Raw genomic sequence first — 26,061 nt, forward strand, 5'->3', positions numbered from 1 at the left:
TCCTGGAGCAGGTCCGGTGCGATCCCTCGCCCGGGGTGTAGGTCCTTGTGATCGCCACTGTAGACCTCGGTGGAGCCGGTCAACCACCCGCGCCACCGATGGGCGGAAACCACCGTGCACTATCGACGTATGTCGCCTCAGCCGTTGCCGCCGATCGTGGTGGCCCTCCCCGGAACCGGATCGGACGCCCACTTCGCCGCGCGCGCCTTCACCGCGGCGTTGTCGCAGGTCGGAGCCGATGTTCTGGCTGTCGAACCGGACCCCAGACGGGTGGTGGGCAGCTATGTCGACGCCCTCGACGAGGCGGCCGCCCGGCACCGCCGGATCGCCGTCGCCGGGATCTCCCTGGGCGCGTCGGTGGCCCTGCGGTGGGCGACGTCACACCCCGACCGGGCGGCGGGTGTCCTCGCCGCACTGCCCGCGTGGACCGGCGACCCGATCGACGCTCCCGCGGCGCGCAGCGCGGCGTACACGGCGAGCCGACTGCGCGCCGACGGCCTCGACGCCGTCACCGTCGACATGATCGACAGCTCACCGGCCTGGCTCGGCGACGAACTCGCGCGGTCCTGGCGGTCGCAGTGGCCGCACCTGCCGCTCGCACTCGAGGAGGCCGCCGGCTACCACGGACTGACCGAGGAGCAGATGGCCCGGTGCCCGGTGCCGGTCGGGATCTGCGCCGCGGTCGACGACGCGGTGCACCCGCTCTCGGTGGCAACGCTGTGGTCGCGGGTGCTGCCGCACGCCGCCCTCGAGACGGTGACCCTCGACGAGGTCGGGGCGGACCCGGCCGTCCTCGGCCGCGCCTGCCTGCGGGCGCTCCAGCAGGTCCGTTAGCTGCCGGACCGGTCGATCTGCTGCATCGCCGAACCGCCGCCACCGGGACGCTCCTCCGGTGGGGTGGCGTCGCGCTCCTGGGCGGCCAGTGCCGCCTCCGTGGCCGCCTGCTGCTGCGCCAGGGCCTGCTGCTGCGCCGCCTGCTGTTGCGCGAGCACCTGTTGCTGCTGCGCCGCGACCAGCTGGTCGGCGAGCACCTGGGGCAGGATGACCGGCAGCGGGGTCCGCACGGGGTGCGGCTCGCCCCCGCGGCGAACCACCGTTTCGCGCAACACCTCCCGCGCGAGCTGGGCCAGCGGCGAATCGACACTCGCGGACCCGGCGGGGCCGGCCGCGACACAGCGGATCATCCACCGGTATCCGTCGACCCCGAGGAACCGCAGATCCGCGTTGGGGGTGACGGCGTGCAGCTCCCGGCCCCACGGGCCGCCCTCGACGGCGACCGTGGCGTTGTCCGAGCGCAGCGACTCCGCGAGGTCGGCGGTCACCTCGCGCCACTGCCCCGGCGACTTCGGTGCCGCGTAGGCGGCGACGGTGATCCGGCCGTGCTGCGTCACCAGGTGCACGGCCTGCGGCGATCCGTCGGGTGCCATCTCGACCTGGATCTGACCACCCTGGGGTACCGGCAGCAGGACCGAACCGAGATCCAGCCGCCCCTCCGTGGGGTCGGTGTCGGCGAGGTCGTCGATGTCGTAGGGACCGCGCTCCTCGGTGCCGAGCGCCGGGAACTCGTCCACGTCGGGCTCGACCACCGTGTCGTCGGTGGGGACGTCCGCAGTGCCCTCCGCGGGCTCCGGGTTCTTCTTCTTGCGTCCGAACATCAGCGTGCCCCTTCCTCCGGCGCCACCGAGTCGGGCACCGCGTGCAGCAGTGCATGGCCGCCGCTCGAGCCGTGGCCACCGGCACCGCGGCTGGTCTCGTCCAGGCTGTCGACCTCGACGAACGTCACCAGCTCGACCCGCTGCACCAGCAGCTGCGCGATCCGGTCACCGCGGCGGATCTCGATCGGCGTCCGCGTGTCGTGGTTGATCAGGCACACCTTGATCTCGCCGCGGTACCCGGCGTCGACGGTGCCGGGCGTGTTCACCACCGACAGCCCGGACTTCGCGGCCAGACCCGACCGCGGGTGGATCAGTCCCACCGTTCCGAGCGGCAGGGCGATCGCGATACCGGTGCCCACCAGTGCGCGTTCCCCGGGGTCGAGGGTGACGTCCTCCGTCGAGCAGAGGTCGACGCCCGCGTCCCCCTCGTGGGCTCGGCGGGGCAGTGGTATCTCGGGGTCGAGACGGATCAGCTCGACGGCAGGAAGATCGCTCACGTGCACCGAGACTACTCTGGGTGTGTGCCTGCGAAGCCCCAACCTGGGAACCCCCGACCGTCCGCAACGACCCCGGCGTCCGCGCCCGCTCCGGCGTACAGCGAGCGCCTCTGGGTTCCGATCTGGTGGTGGGTCGCGGGCCTCGCGATCGTCGGCCTGCTCGCCGCCGAGGTCAACATGGGAGCGCCCGGCATCGTCGCCTGGTTGCCCTACGTCCTGTTGCTCCCGTTCCCGGCATGGGGCCTGGCGTGGCTGAGCCGGATGCGGGTCGAGGTGGTTCCCGGCGCCGGTGACGCGCCGGCCGAACTGCACGTCGGCCGGGCCCATCTACCGGTGGAGGCCATCGCCCGCGTCGCGGTCGTCCCGGGGTCCGCGAAGTCCGCCGCTCTCGGCAGGCAGCTCGACCCCGCAGCCTTCGTGCAGAACCGGACGTGGATCAAGCCCATGCTGCTCGTCGTCCTCGACGACCCGGACGATCCGACGCCCTACTGGCTGGTCAGCACCCGGCGACCGCACGACCTCGCCGCGGCGCTGGGCTGGAAGGTCTCGACCGCACGCTGATCGACGCCGAACGGACAATGCCCGTGCCCGACCTCGACAGGTCGGGCACGGGCATTGTCGATTCTGCTCACGTCGTGGCCGGGTACGGGGCCAGAGCACAACGATCGGCACTCACCGCGGACGCAGTGACGGGCTGACGGAGTGCGGGACGCGCCGACCCGCCGGTCGAGCCCGGACGGGCACGACCGTGTCGGTCCGCGCGGCCGTGTGCAGCACCGTCAGGCGGCGCAGTCCATGCAGATCATCACGCCGTTGGCCTCGCTGGCCAGCCGGCTCCTGTGATGAACCAGGAAGCAGCTCGAACACGTGAACTCGTCCGCCTGCTTCGGCACCACACGAACCGACAGTTCCTCGCCGGAAAGGTCGGCACCCGGCAGCTCGAAGGACTCCGCCGTATCCGACTCGTCGACGTCGACCACCGCGGACTGGGCCTCGTTACGCCGCGCCTTCAACTCCTCCAGCGAGTCCTCCGACACCTCGTCGGATTCCGAACGCCTCGGTGCGTCGTAGTCGGTTGCCATCTCGTCTTCCCCTCGTCCTCTCTCGTCATCTGTCCCCGTCCCCACGCCCTGGGTGGGCGCGCCGCCTGTTGCAGCCTGTCGCTGCACAACGCGTCAAAACGAAAAATCGTGCCCGGAAGTTAGCAACAGGAAATATGATTCGACTCACATTATCCGCAACTCACCTGCCTCCGGGACCGTCGTTCTGTCACGATCAGGCGGCCAGACAATAGCCGAACTCGGCGAAAAAGTCGCGGTGCGTTTCGCCGTTGCCCGAAAACTGTCCGGCAATCGAGACAAACACCGGCGCACACCAGGACATTCCGGGCGCCGATACCTGATCTGGGAAATCCACCACACCCCGTCGCGGCCACCCGCACCCGGCCCGCCCGGGCCGTGTCCTGTCCCCCGCCGCCCCGGCCGTTCACTACGCTGTCGGCTGCGCAGCGCCGCACACCTGTGGCACACCGAGCTGCACCCGCACACCGAGAGGTCAGGACGCACCGTGGTTTCACTGATCACCGAGGGCCGGTCCACGGACCCCGACGGCAAGCCGTACCCGCATCGGCGTGCACTCCCGGTGATCGTCCTGATCGTCGTGCTCGCGCTGCTGGGCACCGTGGTCTGGTTCCGTGTGCTGACCAAACCGACGGAACTGTCCGCACCGGTGGTCTGCAATCCGCCGTCCGTCTCCGGCCCGCTCGACCCCGGCGAGCCCGCCCCGCAGCCGCTCGGCGACCCCGTGCCGGCGTCCACGCTCCTGGACGTGGAACCGGCGCCGTTGGCCGCGACCCGCGTCCGCGTCTACAACGCCAACGGCGAACGCGGGCAGGCCGCGGACGTCGCCTCACAGCTCAGTGACTACGGCTTCGCCTCGGCACCGGACGTGCAGTCCGGCAACGACCCCGTCTACGTGGACCAGAACATGCAGTGCCAAGGCCAGATCCGCTTCGGCACGAACGGCCTCGCCGCCGCGAGCGCGCTGTGGCTGGCGATGCCCTGCGCGGAACTGATCCAGGACGCCCGCACCGACGACGTCGTCGACCTCGCCCTCGGCACCTACTTCCGCAAGATCCAGCCGAACACCGACGCCGAGGAAGTTCTCGCGTCGCTGAAGAACACCGCGACCGGCGACGGCTCCGGTGCGGCCCCCGTCGACATCGACCTGCTCAAGGCGGCCCGCACCGCACAGTGCTAGCGCGCTGCGCTCACTCCGGGATCGGGTCGAGTGCCCCGATCCCGCCGAGCACGGCGTCGAGTGCGGCAGCCACCCCCGGCGCCGCGGCCACGGTGACCTCGCCGTCGGCGCTGCTCGACCCGGGTGACGGCACCCGCACCACCGCACCGGCCTCGCGCGCGACGAGCGAGCCGGCCGCCCAGTCCCACGGGCTCAGACCATGCTCGAAATGGGCGTCGACCCGGCCCGACGCGACCATGCACAGATCCAGAGCAGCCGACCCGATCCGCCGGATGTCGCGCACCCGGGGCAACAGCTCGCCGATCAACTCGCCCTGACGCCGTCGGCGCTCCTTCCCGTAGCCGAAACCGGTGGCGAGCAACGACATCGACACCTCGGTGACGGCGTTGCAGCGCAGGGCGTGGACCGACCCGTCGGCCTCGTGCAACGTCGCGCCGTGACCGGCCGCGGCACTGTAGACGGCGCCCGACGCGACGTCGACGACTGCTCCGGCGACCGACACGCCGTCGATCTGCGCGGCCACCGAGATCGCGTAGGCGGGGATCCCGTACAGGAAGTTGACCGTCCCGTCGATGGGGTCGACGACCCAGCGGACCCCGTCGGTCCGGCCGTCCCCGCCGCCCTCCTCGCCGAGGATCGCGTCGCCCGGACGCAGATCCGACAGCAGGGCACGGATCACCTCTTCCGCCTCGGTGTCGACGACGGTCACCGGATCCGTCGGGGTGCTCTTCGTCGCGACCGCTCCCGGCGCCGACACCTCCGCTCCCGCGTGCCCCACCACCGCGAACACCTCCGGCCGCCGCGCGGCGACGTGGGCGGCGGCCGCGACCGCGACCCGGACCGCCACGGCGCGCAGCCGTCGAGGGTCCTCGGACGGGAGCGCGGGGTTCGTGTCCACGGCGGATCGGACGGCTGGATGATTCTCGAAAAGCGGCACGCCCCATGGTGCCTCACCGCTTCCCGTCACGCAGGCCCCGCAGCCGTTATCGTGACCGGCATGACGGACGCGGTGGTCGGACTGGAAGAGTCGGAAGCGGTTCCCGCACTCCGGGTGGGTGACCGACGGGGATTCGGCATCGACGTCGGCGGCAGCGGCGTCAAGGGCGGCCTGGTCGACCTGGAGACCGGGCTCCTGATCGGGGACCGGATCAAGATCCTCACCCCGCAACCGTCGACTCCCGACGCTGTCGCGGCCACCGTCGCCGAGATCGTCGCCCAGGCCGGTTGGAACGGTCCGGTGGGCATCACGCTGCCCGCCGTGGTCACCGCCGGCGTCGCGCGGACCGCCGCGAACATCGACAAGTCGTGGATCGGCACCGATGCGCGGGCCCTGTTCTCCGCCGCACTCGGCGGGCGGGCGGTCTCCGTCCTCAACGACGCCGACGCCGCGGGAATCGCCGAGGACAGGTACGGGGCGGGCAAGGACGTCGACGGTGTCGTCGTGCTGCTCACCTTCGGTACCGGGATCGGATCCGCCGTGCTCAACCACGGCGTGCTGCTGCCGAACACCGAGTTCGGGCACATGGAGATCGACGGCAAGGAGGCCGAGCACCGGGCGTCGTCGGCGGTCAAGGAACGCAAGGACCTGTCGTACAAGGAGTGGGCGCACGAGGTCTCCCGCGTGCTCGAACGCTACGAGGCCCTGCTGTGGCCGGACCTGTTCGTCGTCGGTGGCGGGATCAGCCGCAAGGCCGAGAAGTGGATCCCCCACCTGAGCACGCGGACGCCGGTCGTGGCGGCGACGCTGCAGAACACGGCGGGCATCGTCGGGGCCGCTCTCAGCGCTGAGACCAGCATCGGAACGTAGCCGCCCGCCGAGATAGTTACAATGGTGACGCCGACACAGAGCCGGCCGAACTCAACTGACCTCTCCGCCGGAAATCCACTCTGGCGTGACGCCGCACGATTCCGTCACGAAAGGGCGTACGTGGCCGCCACCGAAACCAGTCCGACTGCCGAAGCCGATACCGAATCGGCGGTCACCGGTACCGTTCCCGCGAAGAAGGCCGCGGCGAAGAAGGCTCCCGCGAGGAAGGCCGCCGCCAAGAAGGCACCCGCCAAGAAGGCCGCGGCGAAGAAGGCTCCCGCCAAGAAGGCCGCCGCCAAGAAGGCACCCGCCAAGAAGGCCGCGGGTGACGTCGACGGCCTCGACGAGGGCAACCTCGACGACGGCGACATCGGCGATCTCGAGGTCCCCGAGGGCGACCTGACCGACGAGGTCGTCGAGGACGTCACCGTCGAGGACGACGACGAGGCCACCGAGGAGCCGTCCGAGAAGGACAAGGCCTCCGGAGACTTCGTCTGGGACGAGGAGGAGTCCGAGGCACTGCGGCAGGCCCGCAAGGACGCCGAGCTCACCGCGTCCGCCGACTCCGTCCGCGCGTACCTCAAGCAGATCGGCAAGGTCGCCCTGCTCAACGCCGAGGAGGAGGTCGAACTCGCCAAGCGCATCGAGGCCGGCCTCTACGCCACCCAGTTGATGCAGGAGTTCGCCGAGAAGGGCGAGAAGCTCCCCGTCGCGCAGCGCCGCGACATGAACTGGATCTGCCGCGACGGCAACCGCGCCAAGAACCACCTGCTCGAGGCCAACCTGCGCCTCGTGGTGTCGCTGGCCAAGCGTTACACCGGCCGCGGTATGGCGTTCCTCGACCTGATCCAGGAGGGCAACCTCGGTCTGATCCGCGCGGTCGAGAAGTTCGACTACACCAAGGGCTACAAGTTCTCCACGTACGCCACCTGGTGGATCCGTCAGGCGATCACCCGCGCGATGGCCGACCAGGCCCGCACCATCCGCATCCCGGTGCACATGGTCGAGGTCATCAACAAGCTCGGCCGCATCCAGCGTGAGCTGCTCCAGGACCTGGGCCGCGAGCCCACGCCCGAGGAACTCGCCAAGGAAATGGACATCACGCCGGAGAAGGTGCTGGAGATCCAGCAGTACGCGCGCGAGCCGATCTCCCTCGACCAGACGATCGGCGACGAGGGCGACAGCCAGCTCGGCGACTTCATCGAGGACTCCGAGGCCGTGGTGGCCGTGGACGCGGTGTCGTTCACCCTCCTGCAGGATCAGCTGCAGTCGGTGCTCGAGACGCTGTCCGAGCGCGAGGCGGGTGTCGTCCGGCTGCGGTTCGGCCTCACCGACGGTCAGCCCCGCACCCTCGACGAGATCGGCCAGGTGTACGGGGTGACCCGCGAGCGCATCCGGCAGATCGAGTCGAAGACGATGTCCAAGCTGCGCCACCCGTCGCGTTCGCAGGTGCTGCGCGACTACCTGGACTAGTCACCACCCGGTCTAGATCTCACCGTATCCGGCCGTCGGCTCCCCAGCCGGCGGCCGGTCGCGTGTCCGGGGCGCGGCAAGCCGGGCGATCGGCTCGACCACCCGCGCGGCGACGGGACCGAGCACGGCCATCAGCAGCACGTAGGCGGTGGCCAGGGCCGCGATCTCGCCCTCGACCGCGCCCGCCGAGACCGCCAGCCCGGCGATGACAATGGAGAATTCGCCGCGCGCGACGAGCGTCGCTCCGGCTCGGGCCTGACCCAGCCGTGCGATCCCCTGCCGTCGCGCGGCCCACGCGCCGGTCACGAGCTTGGTCAGCGTCGTCACGACCGCGAGGACGATCGCCCACCCGAGGACCGGGGGGATCGTCGACGGATCGGTGTTGAGGCCGAAGACGACGAAGAACATCGCCGCGAACAGGTCCCGCAGCGGTTCGAGCACCTGGGTGGCGCTGCGGGCCGTCGACCCCGAGATCGCGATACCGAGCAGGAACGCCCCCACCGCCGCCGACACCTGCAGCGCCGACGCGACACCGGCGACCAGCAGCGCCGCGCCGAGAAGTTTGAGCAGGAGCGCCTCCCGTTCCTTCGCCGCGACCACAGCCGAGACGACGTGTCCGTATCGCAGCGCGACGATCAGGACCACCGCGACCACGAGCAGTGCGATGGCCATGGCCTCGAGGCCACCGAGCAGCCCGACCCCGGCGAGGATCGCGGTGAGGATCGGCAGGTACACCGCCATCGTCAGGTCCTCGAACACGAGGATCGACAGCACCACCGGGGTTTCCCGGTTGCCGAGGCGACCGAGGTCGGCGAGCACCTTCGCCGCGATCCCCGAGGACGAGATGTAGGTGACACCGGCGAGAACGAGTGCGCCGACGGGACCCCAGCCGAGGACGAACGCGACCGCGGCACCGGGTGCCGCGTTGAGCACGAGGTCGAGGATGCCGGCCATCCAGGACTTGCGCAGTCCGGTGACCAGTTCGGACGCGGTGTACTCCAGTCCGAGCAGCAACAGCAGCAGGACGACGCCGATCTCGCTCGCGAGGTGCCCGAACTCACTGATGTCGCCGAGGGTGATGAACCCGCCGTTGCCGAAGCACAGTCCGCCGAGCAGATACAGCGGCACCGGGGACATGCCGACCCGCCCGGCGAGCCGGCCGAGCACCCCGAGCGCGAAGAAGACCGCACCCAACTCGACCAGAGCGAGCGCGGTGCCCGTCACCGCGTCATCCGTGGTGCAGGATCTTGCCCGCCGCGTCCAGTCCGTCGGAGGTCCCGACCGCGAAGAGCAGGTCCCCCTCGGTGAGGTTGAAGTCCGGGTTCGGCGACGGGTACACCTGGCCGGCGCGCATGACCGCGACCACGGACACACCGGTCCTGGTGCGCATCGCCGTCTCCCCCAGCGTTCGACCGTCGAACGGGGATTCCTCGGTGATCGGCAGTTGCCGGGTCGTGATGCCGGGCAGGTCGCGATGCTCTTCGCGAAGCTGGGACACCAGTTGCGGCGCCCCGAGCAGGTTCGCCAGTACGGCAGCCTCGTCGTCGGTCAGCCGCACGGACGCCTGACAGGCGTCGGGGTCGTCCTTCCTGGAGACGATCAGGTCGGTCCCGCCGTCGCGCAGCGTCACCACGCCGACGCGTCGCCCGGTGGTCAGTTCGAAGTCCTTGCGGACCCCGATACCGGGCAGAGGGGTCACTTCCACGTTCATGTCTCAACGGTAGCGCCGGAAGCAGTTTCGGGTCGGCGCGCCGGCCGGAAGCCGTCCGGGTCACGGGTGGGCAGGCGGGGCGTAGGTGCCGTCGGGTCCCGGCCGGTACGGCTGGACGGCGGTCACCGCGGCGGCGGGCAGAGGCCCGTACAGGTGCGGGAACAGCATCGATGCCGGGTCGCTCGGCACCCCGGACTCCCAGCGCACCTCCGCACCGAGCCGGCTCGGGTCGAGATGGAGCAGGACGATGTCGTCGCGGCCTGCGAACAGACGGTTCGCGGGAAGGTGCACCTGTTCCGGGGCGGACAGGTGCACGAACCCGTCGGTGTCGAAGCCGTCGGGAATTCGCTGTCCACTCGCGGAGCACCGCTCCCATTCCTCCCGGGTACACATGTGCACGAGCGTCGAATCCGTCACCGCACCACCCTATCCCGCGGCCCGGCCGGCACCCGGATGTGACGTGGATCACCGCCGGGAGGATGTTTCCTGTTAGTGAAACCACAAAGAAACACCGTTGGGAACAACGCTTGAATGCGAAACGTCTGACAGAGTGAATCCACCGCGTCGTCCGGCGCGGCGGACCAGGCCCCAGGGTCCCGGGTCACCGGGAACCAGTACGGAGGAGTCATGCCCGGAACACTGACCAGCCCCCCGTTGACCGCAGCCGACCGGTGCGACCGGTGTGGTGCCGGAGCCCGCGTTCGCGCGGTCCTCGCCACTGGTGGAGAACTCCTCTTCTGCCAGCATCACGCCAACGAGCACGAGGGCCGACTCCGCGCGATGAACGCCACGATCGTCACCGGCGCCGTCGACAAGACCGCGATCTAGGCCGTCAGCAGTCCGGGTGGCCTGACACCAGACCCCCGTTCGACCGGAAGGGCCCGCACCCGCGTTGGGTGCGGGCCCTTCCGCGTACCACGCCACTTCCGCGAACGCGGTGAGTCACCACCGTCGCAGCGTGGCGATCCGCTCCGTGAGCTGGTCGACGGTGGCGATGGCGGTCGGCGGTCCCCCGCACACCCGACGCAGTTCGCCGTGGATCCACCCGTGTGGTTTACCGGTGCGGTGGTGCGTCATCGCGACCAGACTGTTGAGTTCCTTGCGCAGGTCCGCCAGCTTGGATGCCGACGCGACGCGTTCGGTGACCGCCGCGGGCGCGATCGTCGGCGCCGGGGCGGCAGCCTTGTCGAGCTGGGTGGCCTGCCGGTCCCGTAGCAGGGCCCGCATCTGGTCCGCGTCGAGCAGTCCGGGCAAGCCGAGGTAGTCGGCTTCCTCGTCGCTGCCGGCGAAGGTCGCGGTGCCGAACGAGGAGCCGTCGTAGATGACCTGGTCGAGTTCGGCGTCGGCGCCGAGTGAGGTGAACGCCTTCTCGTCCTCGCCGGGTTCGTCCTTCTGCTTGTTCGCGTCGGCGATCAGGTCGTCGTCGAGACCGTCCTTCTCGCGGTGCGGCTTGCCGAGCACGTGGTCACGCTGGACCTCGAGCTGGCTCGCGAGGTCGAGCAGGACGGGCACCGACGGCAGGAAGACGCTGGCCGTCTCGCCCTTCTTGCGGGATCGCACGAACCGGCCGATCGCCTGGGCGAAGAAGAGCGGCGTGGACGAACTCGTCGCGTAGACGCCGACGGCCAGGCGCGGCACGTCGACACCTTCGGACACCATGCGGACCGCGATCATCCAGGGTTCGGTGTTGCCGCTGAACTCGGCGATCCGCTTCGAGGCGGTCGGGTCGTCGGAGAGCACGACGGTGGGAGCCCGTCCGGTGATCGCTTCGAGGGTCTTCGCGTAGGCCCGGGCGACGGTCTGGTCGGTCGCGATGACGAGACCTCCCGCGTCGGGCATGCCCCCGGCCCGCAGCTGCTGCAGGCGGGTGTTCGCGGCGGTGAGGACGGCGGGAATCCAGTCGCCGCCCGGGTCGAGCGCGGTCCGCCAGGCTCGCGCGGTCTGTTCCGCGCTGAGCGGCTCACCGAGGCGGGCCGCGAACTCCTCACCCGCGTTGTTGCGCCAGCGCGCCTCGCCGGAGTACGCGAGGAACACCACGGGCCGGACGACTCCGTCGGCGAGTGCGTCGGAGTAGCCGTACGCGTGGTCCGCCTTCGAGCGCATCAGGCCCTCGTTGTCCGGCTCGTACTGCACGAACGGGATGGCGGAGTCGTCGCTGCGGAACGGGGTTCCGGTGAGCGCGAGCCGCCGCGTCGCCGGCTCGTACGCCTCCCGGATCGCGTCGCCCCAGCTCTTGGCGTCACCGCCGTGGTGGATCTCGTCGAGAATGACCAGCGTCCGGCGGTTCTCGGTGCGCACCCGGTGCTTCATCGGGTGGGACGCGACCTGCGCGTAGGTGACGACGACCCCGTGGTAGTCGGCGGACGTCTGGCCGGTCGAGTTGGAGAAGTTCGAGTCCAGTGCGATGCCCTGACGCGCAGCGGACTCCGCCCACTGGTGCTTGAGGTGCTCGGTCGGGGCGACGACGGTGACCTGGTCGACGGTGCGGTCGCCGAGCAGTTCCGCCGCGACCCGCAGCGCGAAGGTCGTCTTGCCGGCACCGGGCGTCGCGACGGCGAGGAAGTCCCGCGGCTTCGTCGACAGGTACTTGGTCAGGGCACGCCGCTGCCAGGCTCGAAGGTTGGTGGCGGGTGCGGCGGCCGGTGTTTCGGTGTTACCCGTGAGCACTGTCGCTTCTGCTCCTTCTCGACGTGCCGGGTCTCGACTGTTCGAGAACCAGGCGGTGCGCCCTGCCTCCGCGCCGCATCGGGCCGGTCCCGCGTGGGCCGTGAATGACTGCCGCACGAGCCTAACCCCGACCACCGACGTTCCCCGCATCCGGCGGCGCGGCGAGCGGCGGGTGTCGCGCACGCAACACTTCACCGGCTGCGACGGGCAATGTGCCCGACACGGGACCACCAGTGAACCTTCGACGGGAGTCGTCAGGGATGCTGGAAGCATCATGAACGATCCGATCGGCGACCTGCACCCGGGTGAACCCGCGGTGCCCGTCGATCTGCCGACCCACCATGCCGAGCCCGGATCCGACCGGCGTCCGCTGCGCACGGCGTGGCAGGTCGTCACGCGTACCGCGGACAAGGCGTGGGGCGATTCGATCTTCGGGAAGGCGGCCACGGCGGCGTTCTGGCAGACGCTGTCGCTGCCGCCGCTGCTGCTCGGACTGCTCGGCAGCATCGGGTACGTCGGTGGCTGGTTCGGTCCGGACACCGTCAACATCATCGAGTCGAAGATCATCACCTTCAGCCGCACGGCATTCAGTGAGAGCGTCGTGGACCAGCTCATCTCACCGACCGTGTCGGACGTGCTGAGCCGGGGCCGGCCGGAGATCATCTCCGCCGGCTTCCTGCTCTCGCTGTGGGCGGGGTCGTCCGCGATCTCGACGTTCGTCGACTCGATCGTCGAGGCACACGGTCAGAAGGACGCCCGGCACCCGGTCTGGCAGCGCATCTTCGCGCTGCTGCTGTACGTGATGTTCCTCGTGGTGGCGGTGTTCGTGCTGCCGCTGGTCGCGCTCGGGCCGACGCTGATCGGCCGGATCATGCCGGAGGCCTGGTACGACGTCGGTTCCCGGATGGTCGACACGTTCTACTACCCGGCGGTCGGGCTGCTGCTCATAGTGGGGCTCACGACGCTGTACAAGGTGGCCCTGCCCAAGACGCTCCCGTGGCACCGACTGCTCGGCGGTTCACTACTCGCCGGGGTGTTCTTCATGGCGGCGAGCACGATCCTGCGGCACTACCTGACGTGGGTCACCGGGACCGGATACACGTACGGGGCCCTGGCCACCCCCATCGCCTTCCTGCTGTTCACGTTCTTCCTGGGGTTCGCGGTCGTCCTGGGCGCGCAGTTCAACGCGACCATCCAGGAGTTCTGGCCGGCGCGGGCCACCCGGATCGCGCAGATGCGGGAGTGGCTCGCGGCGCAGGCCCTGGCCGCCCCCACGACGGGCGGCGCCGCGGTCACGAGCCTGACCCGGAGGCTGGCGAACGCCCCGATCCGCATCGTCAACCCGGATCGGGGCAGGCACGAGGCGTCCGACGGGACGCCGGACGCCTGCGATCTACCGGACGGTCAGTCGCCCGGCCGCAGTCCGTCGTAGATCTTCTTGCATTCGGGGCACACGGGGGATCCGGGCTTCGCGGACTTGGTCACCGGGAACACCTCGCCGCAGAGGGCGACGACGTGGGTGCCCATCACAGCACTCTCGGCGATCTTGTTCTTCTTGACGTAGTGGAAGAACTTCGGTGCGTCGTCGTCGGTCGACTGGTCGGTCGTGGTGTCGGGACGTTCCTTGGTCACAGTGCTCACGGGTCCATGATGACGCATTGTCCGAAACCCGGCGAGCCCCCGGTGGTGCATCCCGCGGCGCCGAGTGGGACGCTTGATGCATGGCTTCGAGTTCGGAACTCCACCCGCCCGACGAGGGCGACGAGGACTCGCGGAATCCGATTCTGATCACCGATGCGGCACAGTCGTTCGACGACCAGCAGCGAGCGCGCGTCCGCAAGTACACCGTGATGATGGCGATCAGGATCCCCGCCCTGGTGCTCGCCGCGATCGCGTACAGCGCGTGGGGCAACGGGTGGATCAGCCTGCTGATCATCGGCGCATCGATTCCGTTGCCGTGGATCGCGGTCCTGATCGCGAACGACCGCCCCCCGCGGCGCGACGACGAACCGCGACGGTACGAGTACCGTGCACCCGCGAGCCCCTCGATCGAGTCCGGGAACCACCGCACCATCGAGGGCTGACGGCCTCGTCCGTGGGCGCGCCGCTGCACAGGAGCGGCGCGCTGGGACAATGGCGGCCGTGAACCGCGACCTCCTCTCCCTGTGCGGCCCGCTGCGCGAGGCCCTGCACCGCACCGACTACACCGCCGACGCACTCCTCGATGCGCTCGGCGACGACGCGCATGCGGCGTTGGGCCGCGGCGAACCCGTGCCGGTCCGCCGGGCCACCCGCGACGCCGGTGAACTCGGTCTGCTCGCGCGACTGTTCCTGCTCGGCGACGACTGCTCGGCCTCCGAGGTCGCGGCCGTGCTCGCCCCGGTGGACCTCGATCACGCGGTCGCGGCAGGCCTGCTCGAACGCGACGGTGCGCTGGTCCGGGCGGCGCTGGATCTGCGGCCGATGGATCTCGGCGGCGGCGACCGGTGGGTGCTGTCCGATCTGGACGGCAGCATGCGTCCCCGCACGACCGCACCGGATCACGTGCTGGGGGTGGGGCACGCATCGCTGTCGTTGCTGCGCGGTACCCCGACCGCGCCGACCGGGACCGTCCTCGACGTCGGTACGGGCTGCGGCGTCCAGGCCCTGCACGCGACCGGGTATGCGGGTTCGGTCACCGCGACCGACATCAATCTGCGTGCGCTCGATCTGTCTGCGGCGACGTTCGCGCTCAACGAGGTGGACGTCGAGCTGGTGGCGGGGTCGTGGTTCGACCCGGTGGCGGAGCGCACGTTCGATCGGGTGGTGGCGAATCCGCCGTTCGTCGTCGGCCGCGCGCGGGTCGAGCACACCTACCGCGACTCGGGTCTCGATCTCGACGGTGCCAGCGAGTTGATGATCTCCCGGGCGATCGACCACCTGGCGCCGGGCGGCACCGCCTCGATGCTGGCGTCGTGGGTGCACGTCGAGGGTGAGGACTGGCGCTCACGCGTCGCGTCGTGGCTGCCGGCGCACGGCGTCGACGCGTGGATCGTGCAGCGCGATGTCGCGGATCCGGCGCTGTACGTCGGGACGTGGATGCGCGACGCCGGACTCGACCCACGCGACCCCGCGACGGCGGCCCAGGCCGAGGCGTGGCTGGGGCACTTCGCGGACAACGAGGTCGAGGGAATCGGGTTCGGTTTCGTGTACCTGCGACGCACGGATGCCCCGTCGGACGTCCTCGCCGAGGACCTGCGGCACGGCTACAGCGATCCGCTGGGTGACGAGGCGCTCGGATACCTGGACCGTGCGGCCTGGCTGCGGGACCGCGACGTCCTCGAGGAACGGTTCGCGCTCTCTCCTGCGACCGCGTTGGAGCGGGTGTACCTCCCCGGCGACGACGGCTGGCGGCAGGTCGTGGCCCGCGCCCACCGCGGGGACGGCCCGGCGTGGCAGCACGAGGTGGACGACCTCGCCGCGGCGTTGCTCGGGGGAATGCGGGCGGACGGGCTGGCGTTGGGTGAACTCGTGGAGCTTCTCGCGGCGGCGCACGGCGAGGAGTCGGGTCCGCTCGCGGACGCGGCGGTGACGCTCGTGCACGGTTTGGTGCGGCACGGTCTGGTGCTCCCGGTGCCGCGCTGAGGACCCGGTTCCCGGTGTCCGGACTTCTCAGTAACTTCTCAGGACGGACGCCGGGAACCCGCAGGTCAGGCGGGATGTGACCCACATCGCTCGGGAACTTTGCCTGGTGGCGCAGCGTTGAACCACATGAGAGACCACCGATGAGGAGGCAGGTCATGACGAGCCCCACCACCCGCCGAGCGCGCCCGACTCCCGAGGACCTGGATGCCCAGTCCCCGGCCGCCGACCTGGTACGTGTCTACCTGAACGGGATCGGGCGCACGGCGCTCCTGACCGCCGCGGACGAAGTCGAGCTCGCGAGGCGGATCGAGGCGGGCCTGTATGCCGCGCACGTGCTCGCCACCGGCAAGCGGCTGACCGCCGCCAAGAAGCGTGATCTGGCGACCGTGGTCCGGGAGGGCGAGAGCGCCCGCAGCCATCTGCTCGAGGCGAACCTGCGTCTGGTCGTGTCGCTGGCCAAGCGGTACACGGGCCGCGGCATGCCGCTGCTGGACCTGATCCAGGAAGGCAACCTGGGCCTGATCCGCGCGATGGAGAAGTTCGACTACGCCAAGGGTTTCAAGTTCTCGACGTACGCCACCTGGTGGATCCGTCAGGCAATCACCCGCGGCATGGCCGACCAGTCCCGCACGATCCGGCTGCCCGTGCACCTCGTCGAGCAGGTCAACAAGCTGGCCCGGATCAAGCGGGAGCTGCACCAGCAGCTCGGTCGCGAAGCCACCGACGAGGAACTGTCGGCGGAGTCGGGCATTCCGGCCGCGAAGATCGCGGACCTGCTCGACCACAGCCGCGACCCGGTCAGCCTCGACATGCCGGTCGGCTCCGACGAGGAGGCCCCGCTCGGCGACTTCATCGAGGACTCCGAGGCGACGTCGGCGGAGAGCGCCGTGATCGCCGGTCTGCTGCACAGCGACGTTCGCAGTGTGCTGGCCACCCTCGACGAGCGTGAGCAGCAGGTGATCCGCCTGCGGTACGGCCTCGACGACGGTCAGCCCCGGACCCTCGACCAGATCGGCAAGATCTTCGGTCTCTCGCGTGAGCGGGTTCGGCAGATCGAACGCGAGGTGATGGGCAAGCTGCGTCAGGGCGAACGGGCCGACCGTCTCCGCGCCTACGCGAGCTGATCTCAGACCGCTGAACGGTGGCGTTCACGTTTCCGTTCAGCTGCCGCGCCGGCCGAACCCACCGCTCCTTACCCCCTCGGGAGCGCGGGCTCGGCCGGCGCGCCTGTGTCCGGGCCTCGTGCGTCCGCCCGGCGCGCCGGCCCCGCCGTGTCGGCGGCGGTCAGCGCAGTCGGCGGGGTCCCAGGTCGACGCGGGTGCTCGGCTCCGGGCCGATGCGGACCCGCGAGTCGGTGACCTCGGCACCGGTGGCACTGGCCAGCACCGGCTCGCAGACGAGCTCGCGCACCTCGGGCAGGTCGTCGCCGAGCGCCGAGATCCGCTGCACCAGGTCCACCAGCGCGGCCTTGTCCACCTTCGGTGCGCCCCGGTAGCCGGACAGCAGCGGCGCCGCCTTCGGTGCGTCGATGAGGTCGACGGCCTCGTCCTCGGTCAGGGGCAGGACCCGGTAGGCACGGTCGCCGAGCAGACCGGAGATCAGTCCGCCGAGCCCGAACGAGATCAGCGATCCGAACGACGGGTCGTCCTGGACGCCGATGACGCAGCTGATGCCCTTCGTCGCCATCTTCTGCACGTAGAGCAGTGGGTCCCCGGACGCCTCCGCCAGGTCGCGGTAGGCGCGTCGGACACCGTCGGCGGTGTCGAGGTCGAGCCGCACACCACCGAGGTCGGGACGGTGGCGCCACTGTTCGCGCGTCGCCTTCACGGCGACGGGGAATCCGAGCGCCTCGGCGGCGGCGACGGCCTGGTCCTCGGAGCGGGCGGACGCGAACTGGGCGACGGCGATGCCGTAGCAACTGAGCAGTTCGGTGGCTTCGAAGTCGGTGAGCCATCGGCCGCCCGCCTCGCACGTCTGCAACCACCCGTCGACGAGTTCGGCGGCCCGGTCGGCGTGGATCCCGTCGGGGCGGACCACCTGCGAAACGGGCTTGTCCCGCCACTGCGCGTACTGCCACGCCCGCGCGAGGGCGAGTGCCGCCCGCTCCGGCCCGGGGAACGACGGCACCGACCCGCGGACCGGGTTCCCGTCGGGCCCGAGGACGGCGAGGACGTCCGGGATACCCTCGGCGGCGAGGAAGGTGCTGACGATCGGCTTGCCCGCCTCGTGGGCGGCATCGCGCAGCGCCTTCGCGTACGGCTCCGGGTCGATCGCGACGGGCGGGACGAACACCGCGATGACCGAGTCCACCTCCGGGTCCTCGAGTGCCGCTCTGACGGCTCCGGCGAACTCGTCCGGGGTGGCCTGGGCACCGAGGTCGACCGGGTCGCCGACGACGAGCCCCTCGGACAGTGCCGCGTCGGCGGCGAGCAACCCGAGCGCCGACGAGTTGCCGACCACCGCGAGCCGGGGCCCGGCGGGCAGCGGCTGGTACCCGAAAGTGATCGCGCTGTCGAACAATTGCGCGATCGAGCCGACCTGCACGACACCGGCCTGGGCGAACAGGTCGGAGACGATCGAGTCGTCGATCTCGACGCTGGTGGCGCGAAGGGCGGGCCGCACGGCGTGCCGGCCGGACTTGACCGCGACGATCGGTTTGTTCCGGGCCACGCGACGCGCGATCCGGGAGAACTTGCGCGGGTTGCCGAACGACTCGAGGTACAGCAGCACCACCTCGGTCTCCGGGTCGGTGTCCCAGTACTGCAGCAGGTCGTTGCCCGAGACGTCGGCGCGGTTGCCTGCGGACACGAAGGTGGACAGGCCGAGCCTGCGGCGGGCGGCCTCGTCGAGGATCGCGATGCCGAGCGCACCGGACTGGCAGAAGAATCCGACCCGGCCACCGTGCGGCAGCACCGGCGCGAGGGTCGCGTTCAGCTGCACGGCGGGGTTGGTGTTGGCGACGCCGAGCGCATTCGGCCCGACCAGGCGCATGCCGTGGGCGCGGGCGGCGAGGACGAGGCGTCGTTCGGATGCCACGCCGTCGGGTCCGGTCTCGCTGAAGCCCGCGGAGACGACCACGAGCGCCTTGACGCCCTTGGCGAGGCAGTCGTCGAGGACCGAGTCGATGGACTCGGCGGGCACGGCGACGACCGCGAGGTCGACGTGGTCGGGGATGTCGCGCACCGAGGGGTAGGCCCGCACTCCGCGCACCGAGCGGTGCTCGGCGTTGACGGGGTACACGGGGCCGGCGAACCCGGTCTCGAGCAGGTGGCGGAGCACCGCGTTGCCCACCTTGCCCGGATCGGTCGACGCGCCGATCACCGCCACCGACTGGGGGCTGAGCAGGTTGCGCACACTGCGGGCCTCGGCCGCCCGCTCCCGCGAGTTGCGCACCGTCAGCAGCGCCTCGGTGGGGTCGATGGCGAACTCGAGCCGGAGCACGCCGCCTTCGAAGCTGCGGCTGACCTGGTATCCGGCCTCCCGGAACACCGTGACCATGTTCCGGTTCTCGGCGAGGACCTCCGCGACGAACATCGTCAGTCCGTTCTCGGCGGCCGCGCCGGCGAGGTGTTCGAGCAGGATCGGCCCCAGCCCGCGGCCCTGGTGTTCGTCGGCGACGACGAACGCGACCTCCGCGGACCGGCCGTCGCCGACGTCGAGGAGTCGCTCGTAGCGTCCGACGGCGATGATCTCGTCGCCCAGGATCCCGACGAACGCGACGCGGTTGTGGTGGTCGACGGTGGTGAACCGCACGATGTCGCGTTGGGACATCGTCGGGTACGGCCCGAAGTACCGCAGGTACCGGGTCCGCTCGGACAGCTTGCCGTGGAAGGCGACCAGTTTGTCGGCGTCGTCCGGGGTGATCGGACGCAGGTGCACCACACCCCCGTCCGAGGCCAGGACGTCCGCGAGCCAGTGCGCCGGGAACGGCGCCTGCTGGGCGGGATCCGGGGTGTCGGTGTCGCCGACGGAGGCTGCGGTGCCGGGAGTGTCAGTCACGGGGGTCCTCCGGGTCCAGGCCGAGCAGGGGGAAACTGGCCCTGCGGGTCGCCAGGATGGCGGCGTCGACGCGGACCAGGGCGCGGTCGACGGTCGCGACACCGGTTTGCGGGGTCCCGCCCGGTCCGTCCCACGGCAGGTGGTCGACGGCGCCACCGTCGCTCATCGTCGTCGGCAACTCGACGGTCGGCCCCTTCGCGGCGACCTCGTCGAGCCACGACTGCGGCACCGCCGTCGCGGGGTCGAGGTCGCGGCCGAGTGCGGTCGCGATCAGGTGTGTCCACGCCCGCGGCACCACCCGCACCAATCCGTATCCGCCGCCGCCGACGGCGATCCAGCGACCGTCGGCGTACCGATCGGCGAGATCGCGCATGGCGCGGAACGCGGCGCGCTGTCCGTCCACCGTGAGGCTCAGGTCCGCGAGCGGATCCTCGCGGTGACTGTCGACGCCGCACTGACTGATCACGATCTGCGGCTTGAACGACCCGACGGCGGCGGGCACGACGGCGTGGAACGCCCTCAGCCACACCGAGTCCACGGTCCCCGGGAGCACCGGCATGTTGAGCGAGGTGCCCTCCCCCGCCCCGGCGCCCACTTCGCTGGACCATCCGGTGTTGGGCCACAGCGTCGCCGGGTGCTGGTGGATCGACACCGTCAGCACCCGCGGATCGCCGAGGAACGCGTGCTGGACGCCGTCGCCGTGGTGGGCGTCGACGTCGATGTAGGCGATGCGGTCGAATCCGTTGTCCAGCAACCACGAGATGGCGATGGCGGCGTCGTTGTAGACGCAGAAGCCGGACGCCCAGTCCGCCATCGCGTGGTGCATGCCGCCGCCGATGCTGACCGCCCTGCGGGTGCGACCGGCGGCGACCTCACGAGCTGCGGCCAGGGTGCCGCCGGCGAGGATCGCACTGGCCTCGTGCATCCGCGGGAAGATCGGATTGTCCTCGCTGCCGAGCCCGTGCGGGGCGGCGTCGCCCTCGGCGCGGGCGTCGACGAGTCCCTGCACGGGTCCTACGCCCGCCGCCTTGACCGCGGCGATGTAACTCGGGGTGTGGATGCGGAGCAGTTCCGCGTCGGTGGCCGCGTCGGGCCGGACGATCTCGGCACCCTCGATCAGGCCGAGGCTGCGGGACAGCGACATCGTCAGGTCGAGGCGGGCGGGGTTCATCGGATGATCCGAACTCCACCGGTAGTTCAGATACTCCGGACTCCACACGACAACGCCCTCGCCGGGATCCGGAGCGGCGGGGTTGGACGATTCGGCCATACTCGTCACGCTACTGGTGGCGAGCGGAATGGCGCGACAGGCACGGGGCGTTGACGTGACCTGGACCGCTGCCGCGTACGGGCAGCACCGATTCCCGGGTTCGCCCCGGTAGAATCGGCAGCGACTGAAGGGGCGTGAGTGTGAAGGATCTGGTCGACACCACGGAGATGTACCTCCGGACGATTTACGACCTTGAAGAAGAAGGTGTCGTTCCGCTGCGGGCTCGGATCGCCGAACGGCTCGAGCAGAGTGGGCCGACGGTGAGCCAGACCGTGGCTCGGATGGAGCGCGACGGGCTGCTGACCGTGGCCGGTGACCGACATCTCGAACTGACCGACAAGGGCCGCGATCTCGCGGTCGCCGTGATGCGCAAGCACCGCCTCGCCGAGCGGCTGCTGGTCGACGTGATCGGTCTCGAGTGGGACCAGGTGCACTCGGAGGCCTGCCGCTGGGAGCACGTCATGAGCGAGGAGGTCGAGCGCCGACTCGTCCAGGTGCTCAACAACCCGACGACGTCCCCGTACGGCAACCCGATTCCGGGTCTGGCGCAGCTGGGCCTGGGCGCGCCGGAGAATCAGGGCGAGCTGCTCATCCGGCTCACGGAGGTGCCGAACGGTCAGCCGACCGCGGTCGTGGTCCGGCGGCTCGCCGAGCACGTGCAGTCCGACCCCGACATCATCGGCCAGCTCCGCGATGCGGGCGTCGTGCCGAACGCGCGCGTGACGGTCGAGACCCGGCCGGGCTTCGTGACGATCAACGTGCCCGGACACGAGGCGGTCGACCTGCCCGAGGAGATGGCCCACGCCGTCCAGGTCAAGCAGGTCTGACGGCCCGTGCGACTTCTGGTCACCGGCGGAGCCGGTTATGTGGGCAGTGTGTGCGCGGCGGTGTTGCTCGAACGCGGACACGACGTGATCGTCGTCGACGACCTGTCGACGGGCAACGCGGATGCGGTGCCCGCCGGCGCCGAGTTCGTCGAGGGCGATGTCGCGGCCCTCGCTGGGGATGTGCTGGGCCGCGGAGGTGTGGACGGCGTGCTGCACTTCGCGGCGCAGTCGCTGGTCGGCGAGTCGGTCCTCGAACCCGCGAAGTACTGGCAGGGCAATGTCGTCACGACGCTGGCACTGCTCGAGGCGATGCGGCGGTCCGGGACGCCCAGGTTGGTGTTCTCGTCGACGGCGGCGACCTACGGCGAGCCCGAGCGCAGCCCGATCACCGAGGACGATCCGACACGGCCGACGAATCCGTACGGCGCGACGAAGCTCGCGATCGACCACGCGATCACCTCGTACGCGACCGCGTACGGGCTGGCGGCGACGAGCCTGCGGTACTTCAACGTGGCCGGGGCGTACCGCGGCGCCGGCGAGAACCGGGTCGTCGAAACCCATCTCATCCCGCTGGTGCTCCAGGTGGCACTGGGCCAGCGCGACAAGATCTCGGTGTTCGGCACCGACTGGCCGACTCCGGACGGCACCGCGGTACGGGACTACATCCACGTCCTCGATCTGGCCGAGGCGCACCTGCTCGCTCTCGACCGTGCCGCCGCGGGGATCCACTCGATCTACAACCTCGGCAGTGGTGCGGGTTTCAGTGTCCGTGAGGTCATTTCCGCGTGCGAGCGGGTGACCGGGCTGCCGATCGCCGCCGAGGACGCGCCGCGGCGGGCCGGTGATCCCGCCGTGCTCGTCGCCTCGAGCAACCGAGCGATCGAAGAGCTGGGCTGGCGTCCCGCACACACCGATCTCGACGAGATCGTCGCGGACGCCTGGACCTACCTGAAGGATCTCGGCGACCGTTCGCACGCGGCACGGCGCCGCTGACACCTCGGCGTGCCCCTGCCGCTCACGCGCACGCCGCGGGCGGCAGGGTCACGCCGAGAGCCTTCGCGACGTCGCGTCCGGTGTGGGCGAGGTCCTCGATGACGTCGGGCCGGATCCCGTGCTGCAACGCGTCGTCGAGGAGCCCGGCGAGGCGATGCTCGGGGTCGGCCGCGAGGGCCACGGCGAGTGCCACCCCGGCGAGCGGGCCGTCACCACGCGCGTAGGCGCTGAACCCGAGCAGGGCGGCCGGTTCCGCCCTGGCCTGCCCGGTCAGCGACCGGACCATTGCGATCCAGGCCGCTTCCGCTGCGTCCGCCATCTCGGTGACGGCCAGGCCGAGCACGGAGTCGCGGATGTCGGAGTCCTCGAGCGCGAGGGACACCGCCACGATCGCCTCGTCTGCGAGATGACCGGCGGAATCGACTATGTGCGCGAGTACCTCGTCGAGTGCGGCGCCACCGGATCGGGACCGCGCCCCCGACGCGGGATGCCGGGCGACGGCGAGCAGCCGCGCGACCCGGTCCCGGTGACCGCGGGCCCGCGGCGCGAGCAGTTGCTCGAGTTCACCGCGGGACCCACGGATCGGACGGCCCTGGAACACCTGGGCGGCCGCGACCTTCGACGCGGTCGGATCGGGCAGGCTTCCGTGGCGGTCGTCGCCGAGCAGGCTCCACCACTGGGCACCTGCCACGACTGCCGTCACCGCGTGGGCACCGACGAGCGCGACACCGACGTCGGCGAGCACCACCGAGAGGTACTCGGCCAGTGCGTGGTGGGTGCCGTGCACCGGGTCGCCCGCGATGGCGCGCTCGTCGACGACCACGGCGACCGCCAGTCGCGCGTCCGCGTGCTCGCACAGCATCGCGAGGCGTTCGAGTGCGCCCTCGTCGTGGACGGCTCCGGGTTCGGGAAGGTCGTGCCGCATCACGGTCTGCACGGTCGACGGTGTGCCGCCGATGCAGATCAGCACCAGCGAGCGGTGCGGGGTGAAGCCGAGCATTGCGGGCACGGCCGCGATGAGATCGGCGGGGTCGCTGATGTGGACTCGTCCGTTCGGGATGTCCGGGTACATGGTTGCCATGCACGAACCGTCCCCGACCCGGTCGACAGGAACGGGCCGGTGAGGGCCCGAACGGCCTGTCCTGTGGAGCGATTCGCGCGCACTCCACAGGACCGTCCCCGGGTCTGGACTTTCAGGCCGCGTTGACCTTCTGCACCGCCTCGGTGAACAGCTGGTCGAGGGTGGCGGAGTCCGGCTTGCCGTCCCCGAAGGTCATGTAGGTCGCGGAGATCCGCACGTCGTCGACCTGCGCGACGAGACGCAGCATCGACTGGGTCACCGCCGTCCCGTCGGCGCCGGAGGAGACGGTCTGACGCAGGGCCATCGTGTCGTCGGCGTTCAGCGGTGGTGCGGGCAGAAGAGTGGTCGTGACCGTCGCGGTGGCGCCGTCCTTCGTGGTGGTCACCTCGAGACATTCGGCGATCTCGGCTTCCCGCGCGGACAACGGCTCGTCGACCCTGGTGAGTTCGATCGAGATGGTCGCGCGCGCGGCGTTGTCGGTTCCGACGATCAGTGCTGTCCCGTCCGGTCCGAAGTTCTGGGCGGGCGGCTTGCAGCCGGGAGGATCGACCTTCGCCCCGGACGGGATGCCGTCGAGGTCCTCGGCGGCCTGCTCGACCGCCTGGTCCGGCAACACGATCGCCTGGTACGGAGCGGGAAAGTCCTCCGGTGCGAGCAGCATCGACGACAGCGGCGCCGCGATCGGCGTGATGGTTCCACCACCTGTCCCGCCACCGCCGGCGCCTCCCCCCATGTTGCCCGAGACGGCGCCGGCCGCCGGCTCCGCACTGCCCGACACGTTCGACGAACACCCGGCGAGCGCCAGGGCCACGGCGGTTGCTGCCGCCACGACCGTTCCTGCGACCACGAGTTTGCGCCCTGTCACGAAAGGTCCTCCACATCTGCCGGTGCGTGTGTGTCCACTCTGCCAGCCCCCGGCCCTGCCGGTTTCCGACTTTGCCGGTTTCCGACTCTGCCAGGTCCGGACGCGACGGCCGGGAATGAAGATGCCCGCGAGTCCTGTTGATGACAGCAGACCTGTTCGACACCGGGGTGAGGCGTAGCCGCGCCCGGTGAGGGACACTGGTCGACAACGAAGACGTGAAGGGGTTGTGAACGATGGACGAGCAGTCGGGCATGTACGAGTTGGAGTTCCCGGCACCGCAGGTGTCCGCGCACGACGGCCGCGGTCCGGTTCTCGTGCACGGTCTCGAGGGGTACTCCGACGCGGGTCACGCCGTCAAACTCGCGACGACGCACCTGCGCGAGAGCCTCGAGACAGAACTGGTGGCGTCGTTCGCGGTGGACGAACTGATCGACTACCGGTCGCGGCGTCCGACGATGACGTTCAAGGCGAACCACTTCTCCGACTACGACGCCCCCGAACTGAACCTGTACGCGCTCAAGGACACGGCGGGCACCCCGTTTCTGCTGCTGGCCGGCATGGAACCGGACCTGAAGTGGGAACGGTTCACCACCGCGGTCCGGCTGCTGGCGGAACAGTTGGGGGTGCGTCGCACGATCGGGTTGAACTCGATTCCGATGGCGGTGCCGCACACGCGTCCGTTGGGGGTGACGGCGCACTCGTCGAATCCCGACCTGGTCCGCGAGAACGAGGGCTGGCCGGGCGAGCTGAAGGTCCCCAGCAGTGCGTCGTCGCTGCTGGAGCTGCGCATGGCCCAGCACGGCCACGAGTCGATGGGGTACTCGGTGCACGTTCCGCACTACCTGTCGCAGGCCGACTACCCGGCTGCCGCGGAGACGTTGCTCGAGCTCGTCGGCGAGGTCGCCGATCTCGAGTTGCCGCTGGCCGCGCTCGGCGAGGCGGCGGCCCGGGTCCGGGAGCAGGTCGACGCCCAGGTGACCGGCAACGAGGAGGTCGAGTCGGTGGTGCACGCCCTGGAGCGTCAGTACGACACGTACGTGACTGCGCAGGAGCGTCAGTCCAGCCTGCTGGCCACCGAGAACGAGCTGCCCAGCGGCGACGAACTGGGCGCCGAATTCGAACGGTTCCTCGCGGAGCTGGACGGCGAGAGCAGGGGCCACGACGAGGGCGGGGATGTCGGTCAAGTTAACGGCGAATGACGGTCGCCCACAGCATGTGATTCGGGCTTACAGTTGTCCCGACGTACAAGGGAGTTGAACTATACGATCGTCCAAGTAGACGCTCGGTAGGTCGACAGACGATGTCTCGGGGAGACAACCGAGGCATCGGGTCG

General features: G+C 70.4%; 26 protein-coding genes. 13 read left to right on the forward strand and 13 right to left on the reverse strand.

Annotated features, from left to right (window positions below; all coding sequences use genetic code 11):
- Positions 1-129 precede the first annotated feature (129 nt).
- Positions 130-834, forward strand: coding sequence for an alpha/beta hydrolase (locus ACFYVR_RS02485; protein WP_387469236.1), 705 nt, complete (start codon positions 130-132; stop codon positions 832-834).
- On the opposite strand, the gene ACFYVR_RS02490 is transcribed toward ACFYVR_RS02485, so the two are convergent.
- The gene (locus ACFYVR_RS02490) at positions 831-1,655 is read right to left on the reverse strand and encodes a DUF3710 domain-containing protein (protein WP_387469238.1); all 825 of its coding nucleotides are present in this window, start codon (positions 1,653-1,655) and stop codon (positions 831-833) included. The two genes, ACFYVR_RS02485 and ACFYVR_RS02490, sit on opposite strands and share 4 nt — an antisense overlap.
- The gene (gene dut / locus ACFYVR_RS02495) at positions 1,655-2,158 is read right to left on the reverse strand and encodes a dUTP diphosphatase (RefSeq protein WP_387469240.1); all 504 of its coding nucleotides are present in this window, start codon (positions 2,156-2,158) and stop codon (positions 1,655-1,657) included. Before dut ends, ACFYVR_RS02490 begins: the two co-directional genes overlap by 1 nt.
- A gap of 18 nt (positions 2,159-2,176) precedes the next feature.
- Here dut and ACFYVR_RS02500 point away from each other — a divergent pair, with 18 nt between their 5' ends.
- Complete coding sequence (locus ACFYVR_RS02500) at positions 2,177-2,713, forward strand: DUF3093 domain-containing protein (protein WP_387469242.1); 537 nt, start codon at positions 2,177-2,179, stop codon at positions 2,711-2,713.
- Positions 2,714-2,931: 218 nt separating this feature from the next.
- On the opposite strand, the gene ACFYVR_RS02505 is transcribed toward ACFYVR_RS02500, so the two are convergent.
- Complete coding sequence (locus ACFYVR_RS02505) at positions 2,932-3,234, reverse strand: DUF4193 domain-containing protein (RefSeq protein ID WP_387469245.1); 303 nt, start codon at positions 3,232-3,234, stop codon at positions 2,932-2,934.
- Between the two features lie 484 nt (positions 3,235-3,718).
- On the opposite strand from ACFYVR_RS02505, the gene cei reads away from it, so the two are divergent.
- Entirely contained in the window at positions 3,719-4,411 is a 693-nt protein-coding gene (cei, locus tag ACFYVR_RS02510) for an envelope integrity protein Cei (protein ID WP_387469248.1), read from the forward strand.
- A 10-nt stretch (positions 4,412-4,421) separates the two neighbouring features.
- On the opposite strand, the gene ACFYVR_RS02515 is transcribed toward cei, so the two are convergent.
- Positions 4,422-5,309, reverse strand: coding sequence for an inositol monophosphatase family protein (locus ACFYVR_RS02515; protein WP_387469250.1), 888 nt, complete (start codon positions 5,307-5,309; stop codon positions 4,422-4,424).
- A 99-nt stretch (positions 5,310-5,408) separates the two neighbouring features.
- On the opposite strand from ACFYVR_RS02515, the gene ppgK reads away from it, so the two are divergent.
- Both ppgK and ACFYVR_RS02525 read left to right on the forward strand, forming a co-directional pair.
- Positions 5,409-6,218 (forward strand): polyphosphate--glucose phosphotransferase, encoded by an 810-nt coding sequence (gene ppgK / locus ACFYVR_RS02520; protein WP_387469252.1) that lies wholly within the window; start codon positions 5,409-5,411, stop codon positions 6,216-6,218.
- 120 nt (positions 6,219-6,338) lie between these two features.
- Entirely contained in the window at positions 6,339-7,691 is a 1,353-nt protein-coding gene (locus ACFYVR_RS02525) for an RNA polymerase sigma factor (RefSeq protein WP_387469254.1), read from the forward strand.
- A 12-nt stretch (positions 7,692-7,703) separates the two neighbouring features.
- On the opposite strand, the gene ACFYVR_RS02530 is transcribed toward ACFYVR_RS02525, so the two are convergent.
- From ACFYVR_RS02530 to ACFYVR_RS02540, 3 genes are read right to left on the reverse strand one after another with little or no spacing between them, the layout of a single operon-like run.
- Complete coding sequence (locus ACFYVR_RS02530; protein WP_387469256.1) at positions 7,704-8,915, reverse strand: cation:proton antiporter; 1,212 nt, start codon at positions 8,913-8,915, stop codon at positions 7,704-7,706.
- Between the two features lie 4 nt (positions 8,916-8,919).
- Positions 8,920-9,402 carry a cation:proton antiporter regulatory subunit gene (locus tag ACFYVR_RS02535; protein ID WP_387469259.1) on the reverse strand — a complete coding sequence of 161 codons (483 nt, stop codon included), beginning with the start codon at positions 9,400-9,402 and terminating at the stop codon, positions 8,920-8,922.
- A gap of 60 nt (positions 9,403-9,462) precedes the next feature.
- Entirely contained in the window at positions 9,463-9,795 is a 333-nt protein-coding gene (locus tag ACFYVR_RS02540) for a DUF952 domain-containing protein (protein ID WP_387470298.1), read from the reverse strand.
- 234 nt (positions 9,796-10,029) lie between these two features.
- Here ACFYVR_RS02540 and ACFYVR_RS02545 point away from each other — a divergent pair, with 234 nt between their 5' ends.
- A complete protein-coding gene (locus tag ACFYVR_RS02545) occupies positions 10,030-10,230 on the forward strand; it encodes a hypothetical protein (RefSeq protein ID WP_387469262.1) in 201 nt (66 codons plus the stop codon).
- A 114-nt stretch (positions 10,231-10,344) separates the two neighbouring features.
- Here the strand turns inward: ACFYVR_RS02545 and ACFYVR_RS02550 are convergent, their stop codons facing one another.
- Positions 10,345-12,069: a DEAD/DEAH box helicase gene (locus ACFYVR_RS02550; protein ID WP_387469265.1), complete on the reverse strand. Its 1,725-nt coding sequence runs from the start codon at positions 12,067-12,069 to the stop codon at positions 10,345-10,347.
- 274 nt (positions 12,070-12,343) lie between these two features.
- Here ACFYVR_RS02550 and ACFYVR_RS02555 point away from each other — a divergent pair, with 274 nt between their 5' ends.
- Positions 12,344-13,501, forward strand: a complete 1,158-nt coding sequence (locus ACFYVR_RS02555; RefSeq protein ID WP_387469267.1) for a YihY/virulence factor BrkB family protein — start codon at positions 12,344-12,346, stop codon at positions 13,499-13,501.
- Here ACFYVR_RS02555 and ACFYVR_RS02560 read toward each other — a convergent pair.
- Positions 13,474-13,710 (reverse strand): DUF3039 domain-containing protein, encoded by a 237-nt coding sequence (locus ACFYVR_RS02560; protein WP_387469269.1) that lies wholly within the window; start codon positions 13,708-13,710, stop codon positions 13,474-13,476. The two genes, ACFYVR_RS02555 and ACFYVR_RS02560, sit on opposite strands and share 28 nt — an antisense overlap.
- A gap of 80 nt (positions 13,711-13,790) precedes the next feature.
- Between ACFYVR_RS02560 and ACFYVR_RS02565 the strand changes: the two genes are divergently transcribed.
- From ACFYVR_RS02565 to ACFYVR_RS02575, 3 genes are all read left to right on the forward strand, one after another.
- Positions 13,791-14,153: a DUF3099 domain-containing protein gene (locus ACFYVR_RS02565; RefSeq protein ID WP_387469271.1), complete on the forward strand. Its 363-nt coding sequence runs from the start codon at positions 13,791-13,793 to the stop codon at positions 14,151-14,153.
- Positions 14,154-14,211: 58 nt separating this feature from the next.
- Positions 14,212-15,693: a methyltransferase gene (locus ACFYVR_RS02570; protein ID WP_387469274.1), complete on the forward strand. Its 1,482-nt coding sequence runs from the start codon at positions 14,212-14,214 to the stop codon at positions 15,691-15,693.
- Between the two features lie 155 nt (positions 15,694-15,848).
- Positions 15,849-16,817 (forward strand): sigma-70 family RNA polymerase sigma factor, encoded by a 969-nt coding sequence (locus tag ACFYVR_RS02575; protein ID WP_387469276.1) that lies wholly within the window; start codon positions 15,849-15,851, stop codon positions 16,815-16,817.
- 160 nt (positions 16,818-16,977) lie between these two features.
- On the opposite strand, the gene ACFYVR_RS02580 is transcribed toward ACFYVR_RS02575, so the two are convergent.
- Both ACFYVR_RS02580 and ACFYVR_RS02585 read right to left on the reverse strand, forming a co-directional pair.
- Positions 16,978-19,692 (reverse strand): GNAT family N-acetyltransferase, encoded by a 2,715-nt coding sequence (locus tag ACFYVR_RS02580; protein ID WP_387469278.1) that lies wholly within the window; start codon positions 19,690-19,692, stop codon positions 16,978-16,980.
- On the reverse strand, positions 19,685-20,962 hold the full coding sequence (locus ACFYVR_RS02585) for an acetoin utilization protein AcuC (protein ID WP_387469280.1): 1,278 nt from the start codon (positions 20,960-20,962) through the stop codon (positions 19,685-19,687). The genes ACFYVR_RS02580 and ACFYVR_RS02585 overlap by 8 nt, the downstream gene beginning before the upstream one ends.
- 140 nt (positions 20,963-21,102) lie before the next feature.
- Here ACFYVR_RS02585 and ACFYVR_RS02590 point away from each other — a divergent pair, with 140 nt between their 5' ends.
- A complete protein-coding gene (locus ACFYVR_RS02590) occupies positions 21,103-21,789 on the forward strand; it encodes an iron dependent repressor, metal binding and dimerization domain protein (protein WP_387470300.1) in 687 nt (228 codons plus the stop codon).
- A 6-nt stretch (positions 21,790-21,795) separates the two neighbouring features.
- On the forward strand, positions 21,796-22,782 hold the full coding sequence (gene galE / locus ACFYVR_RS02595) for a UDP-glucose 4-epimerase GalE (protein ID WP_387469282.1): 987 nt from the start codon (positions 21,796-21,798) through the stop codon (positions 22,780-22,782).
- A 22-nt stretch (positions 22,783-22,804) separates the two neighbouring features.
- Here the strand turns inward: galE and ACFYVR_RS02600 are convergent, their stop codons facing one another.
- Together ACFYVR_RS02600 and ACFYVR_RS02605 are read right to left on the reverse strand one after the other, a co-directional pair.
- Positions 22,805-23,863: a DUF4192 domain-containing protein gene (locus ACFYVR_RS02600; RefSeq protein ID WP_387469284.1), complete on the reverse strand. Its 1,059-nt coding sequence runs from the start codon at positions 23,861-23,863 to the stop codon at positions 22,805-22,807.
- A 112-nt stretch (positions 23,864-23,975) separates the two neighbouring features.
- Positions 23,976-24,692: a sensor domain-containing protein gene (locus ACFYVR_RS02605; RefSeq protein WP_387469286.1), complete on the reverse strand. Its 717-nt coding sequence runs from the start codon at positions 24,690-24,692 to the stop codon at positions 23,976-23,978.
- Between the two features lie 269 nt (positions 24,693-24,961).
- Between ACFYVR_RS02605 and ACFYVR_RS02610 the strand changes: the two genes are divergently transcribed.
- The gene (locus tag ACFYVR_RS02610; protein WP_387469288.1) at positions 24,962-25,927 is read left to right on the forward strand and encodes a proteasome assembly chaperone family protein; all 966 of its coding nucleotides are present in this window, start codon (positions 24,962-24,964) and stop codon (positions 25,925-25,927) included.
- Positions 25,928-26,061 lie beyond the last annotated feature (134 nt).

Origin of the sequence: Rhodococcus sp. NPDC003318, from assembly GCF_042879035.1 — a bacterium.
Lineage (GTDB): Bacteria > Actinomycetota > Actinomycetes > Mycobacteriales > Mycobacteriaceae > Rhodococcus_G.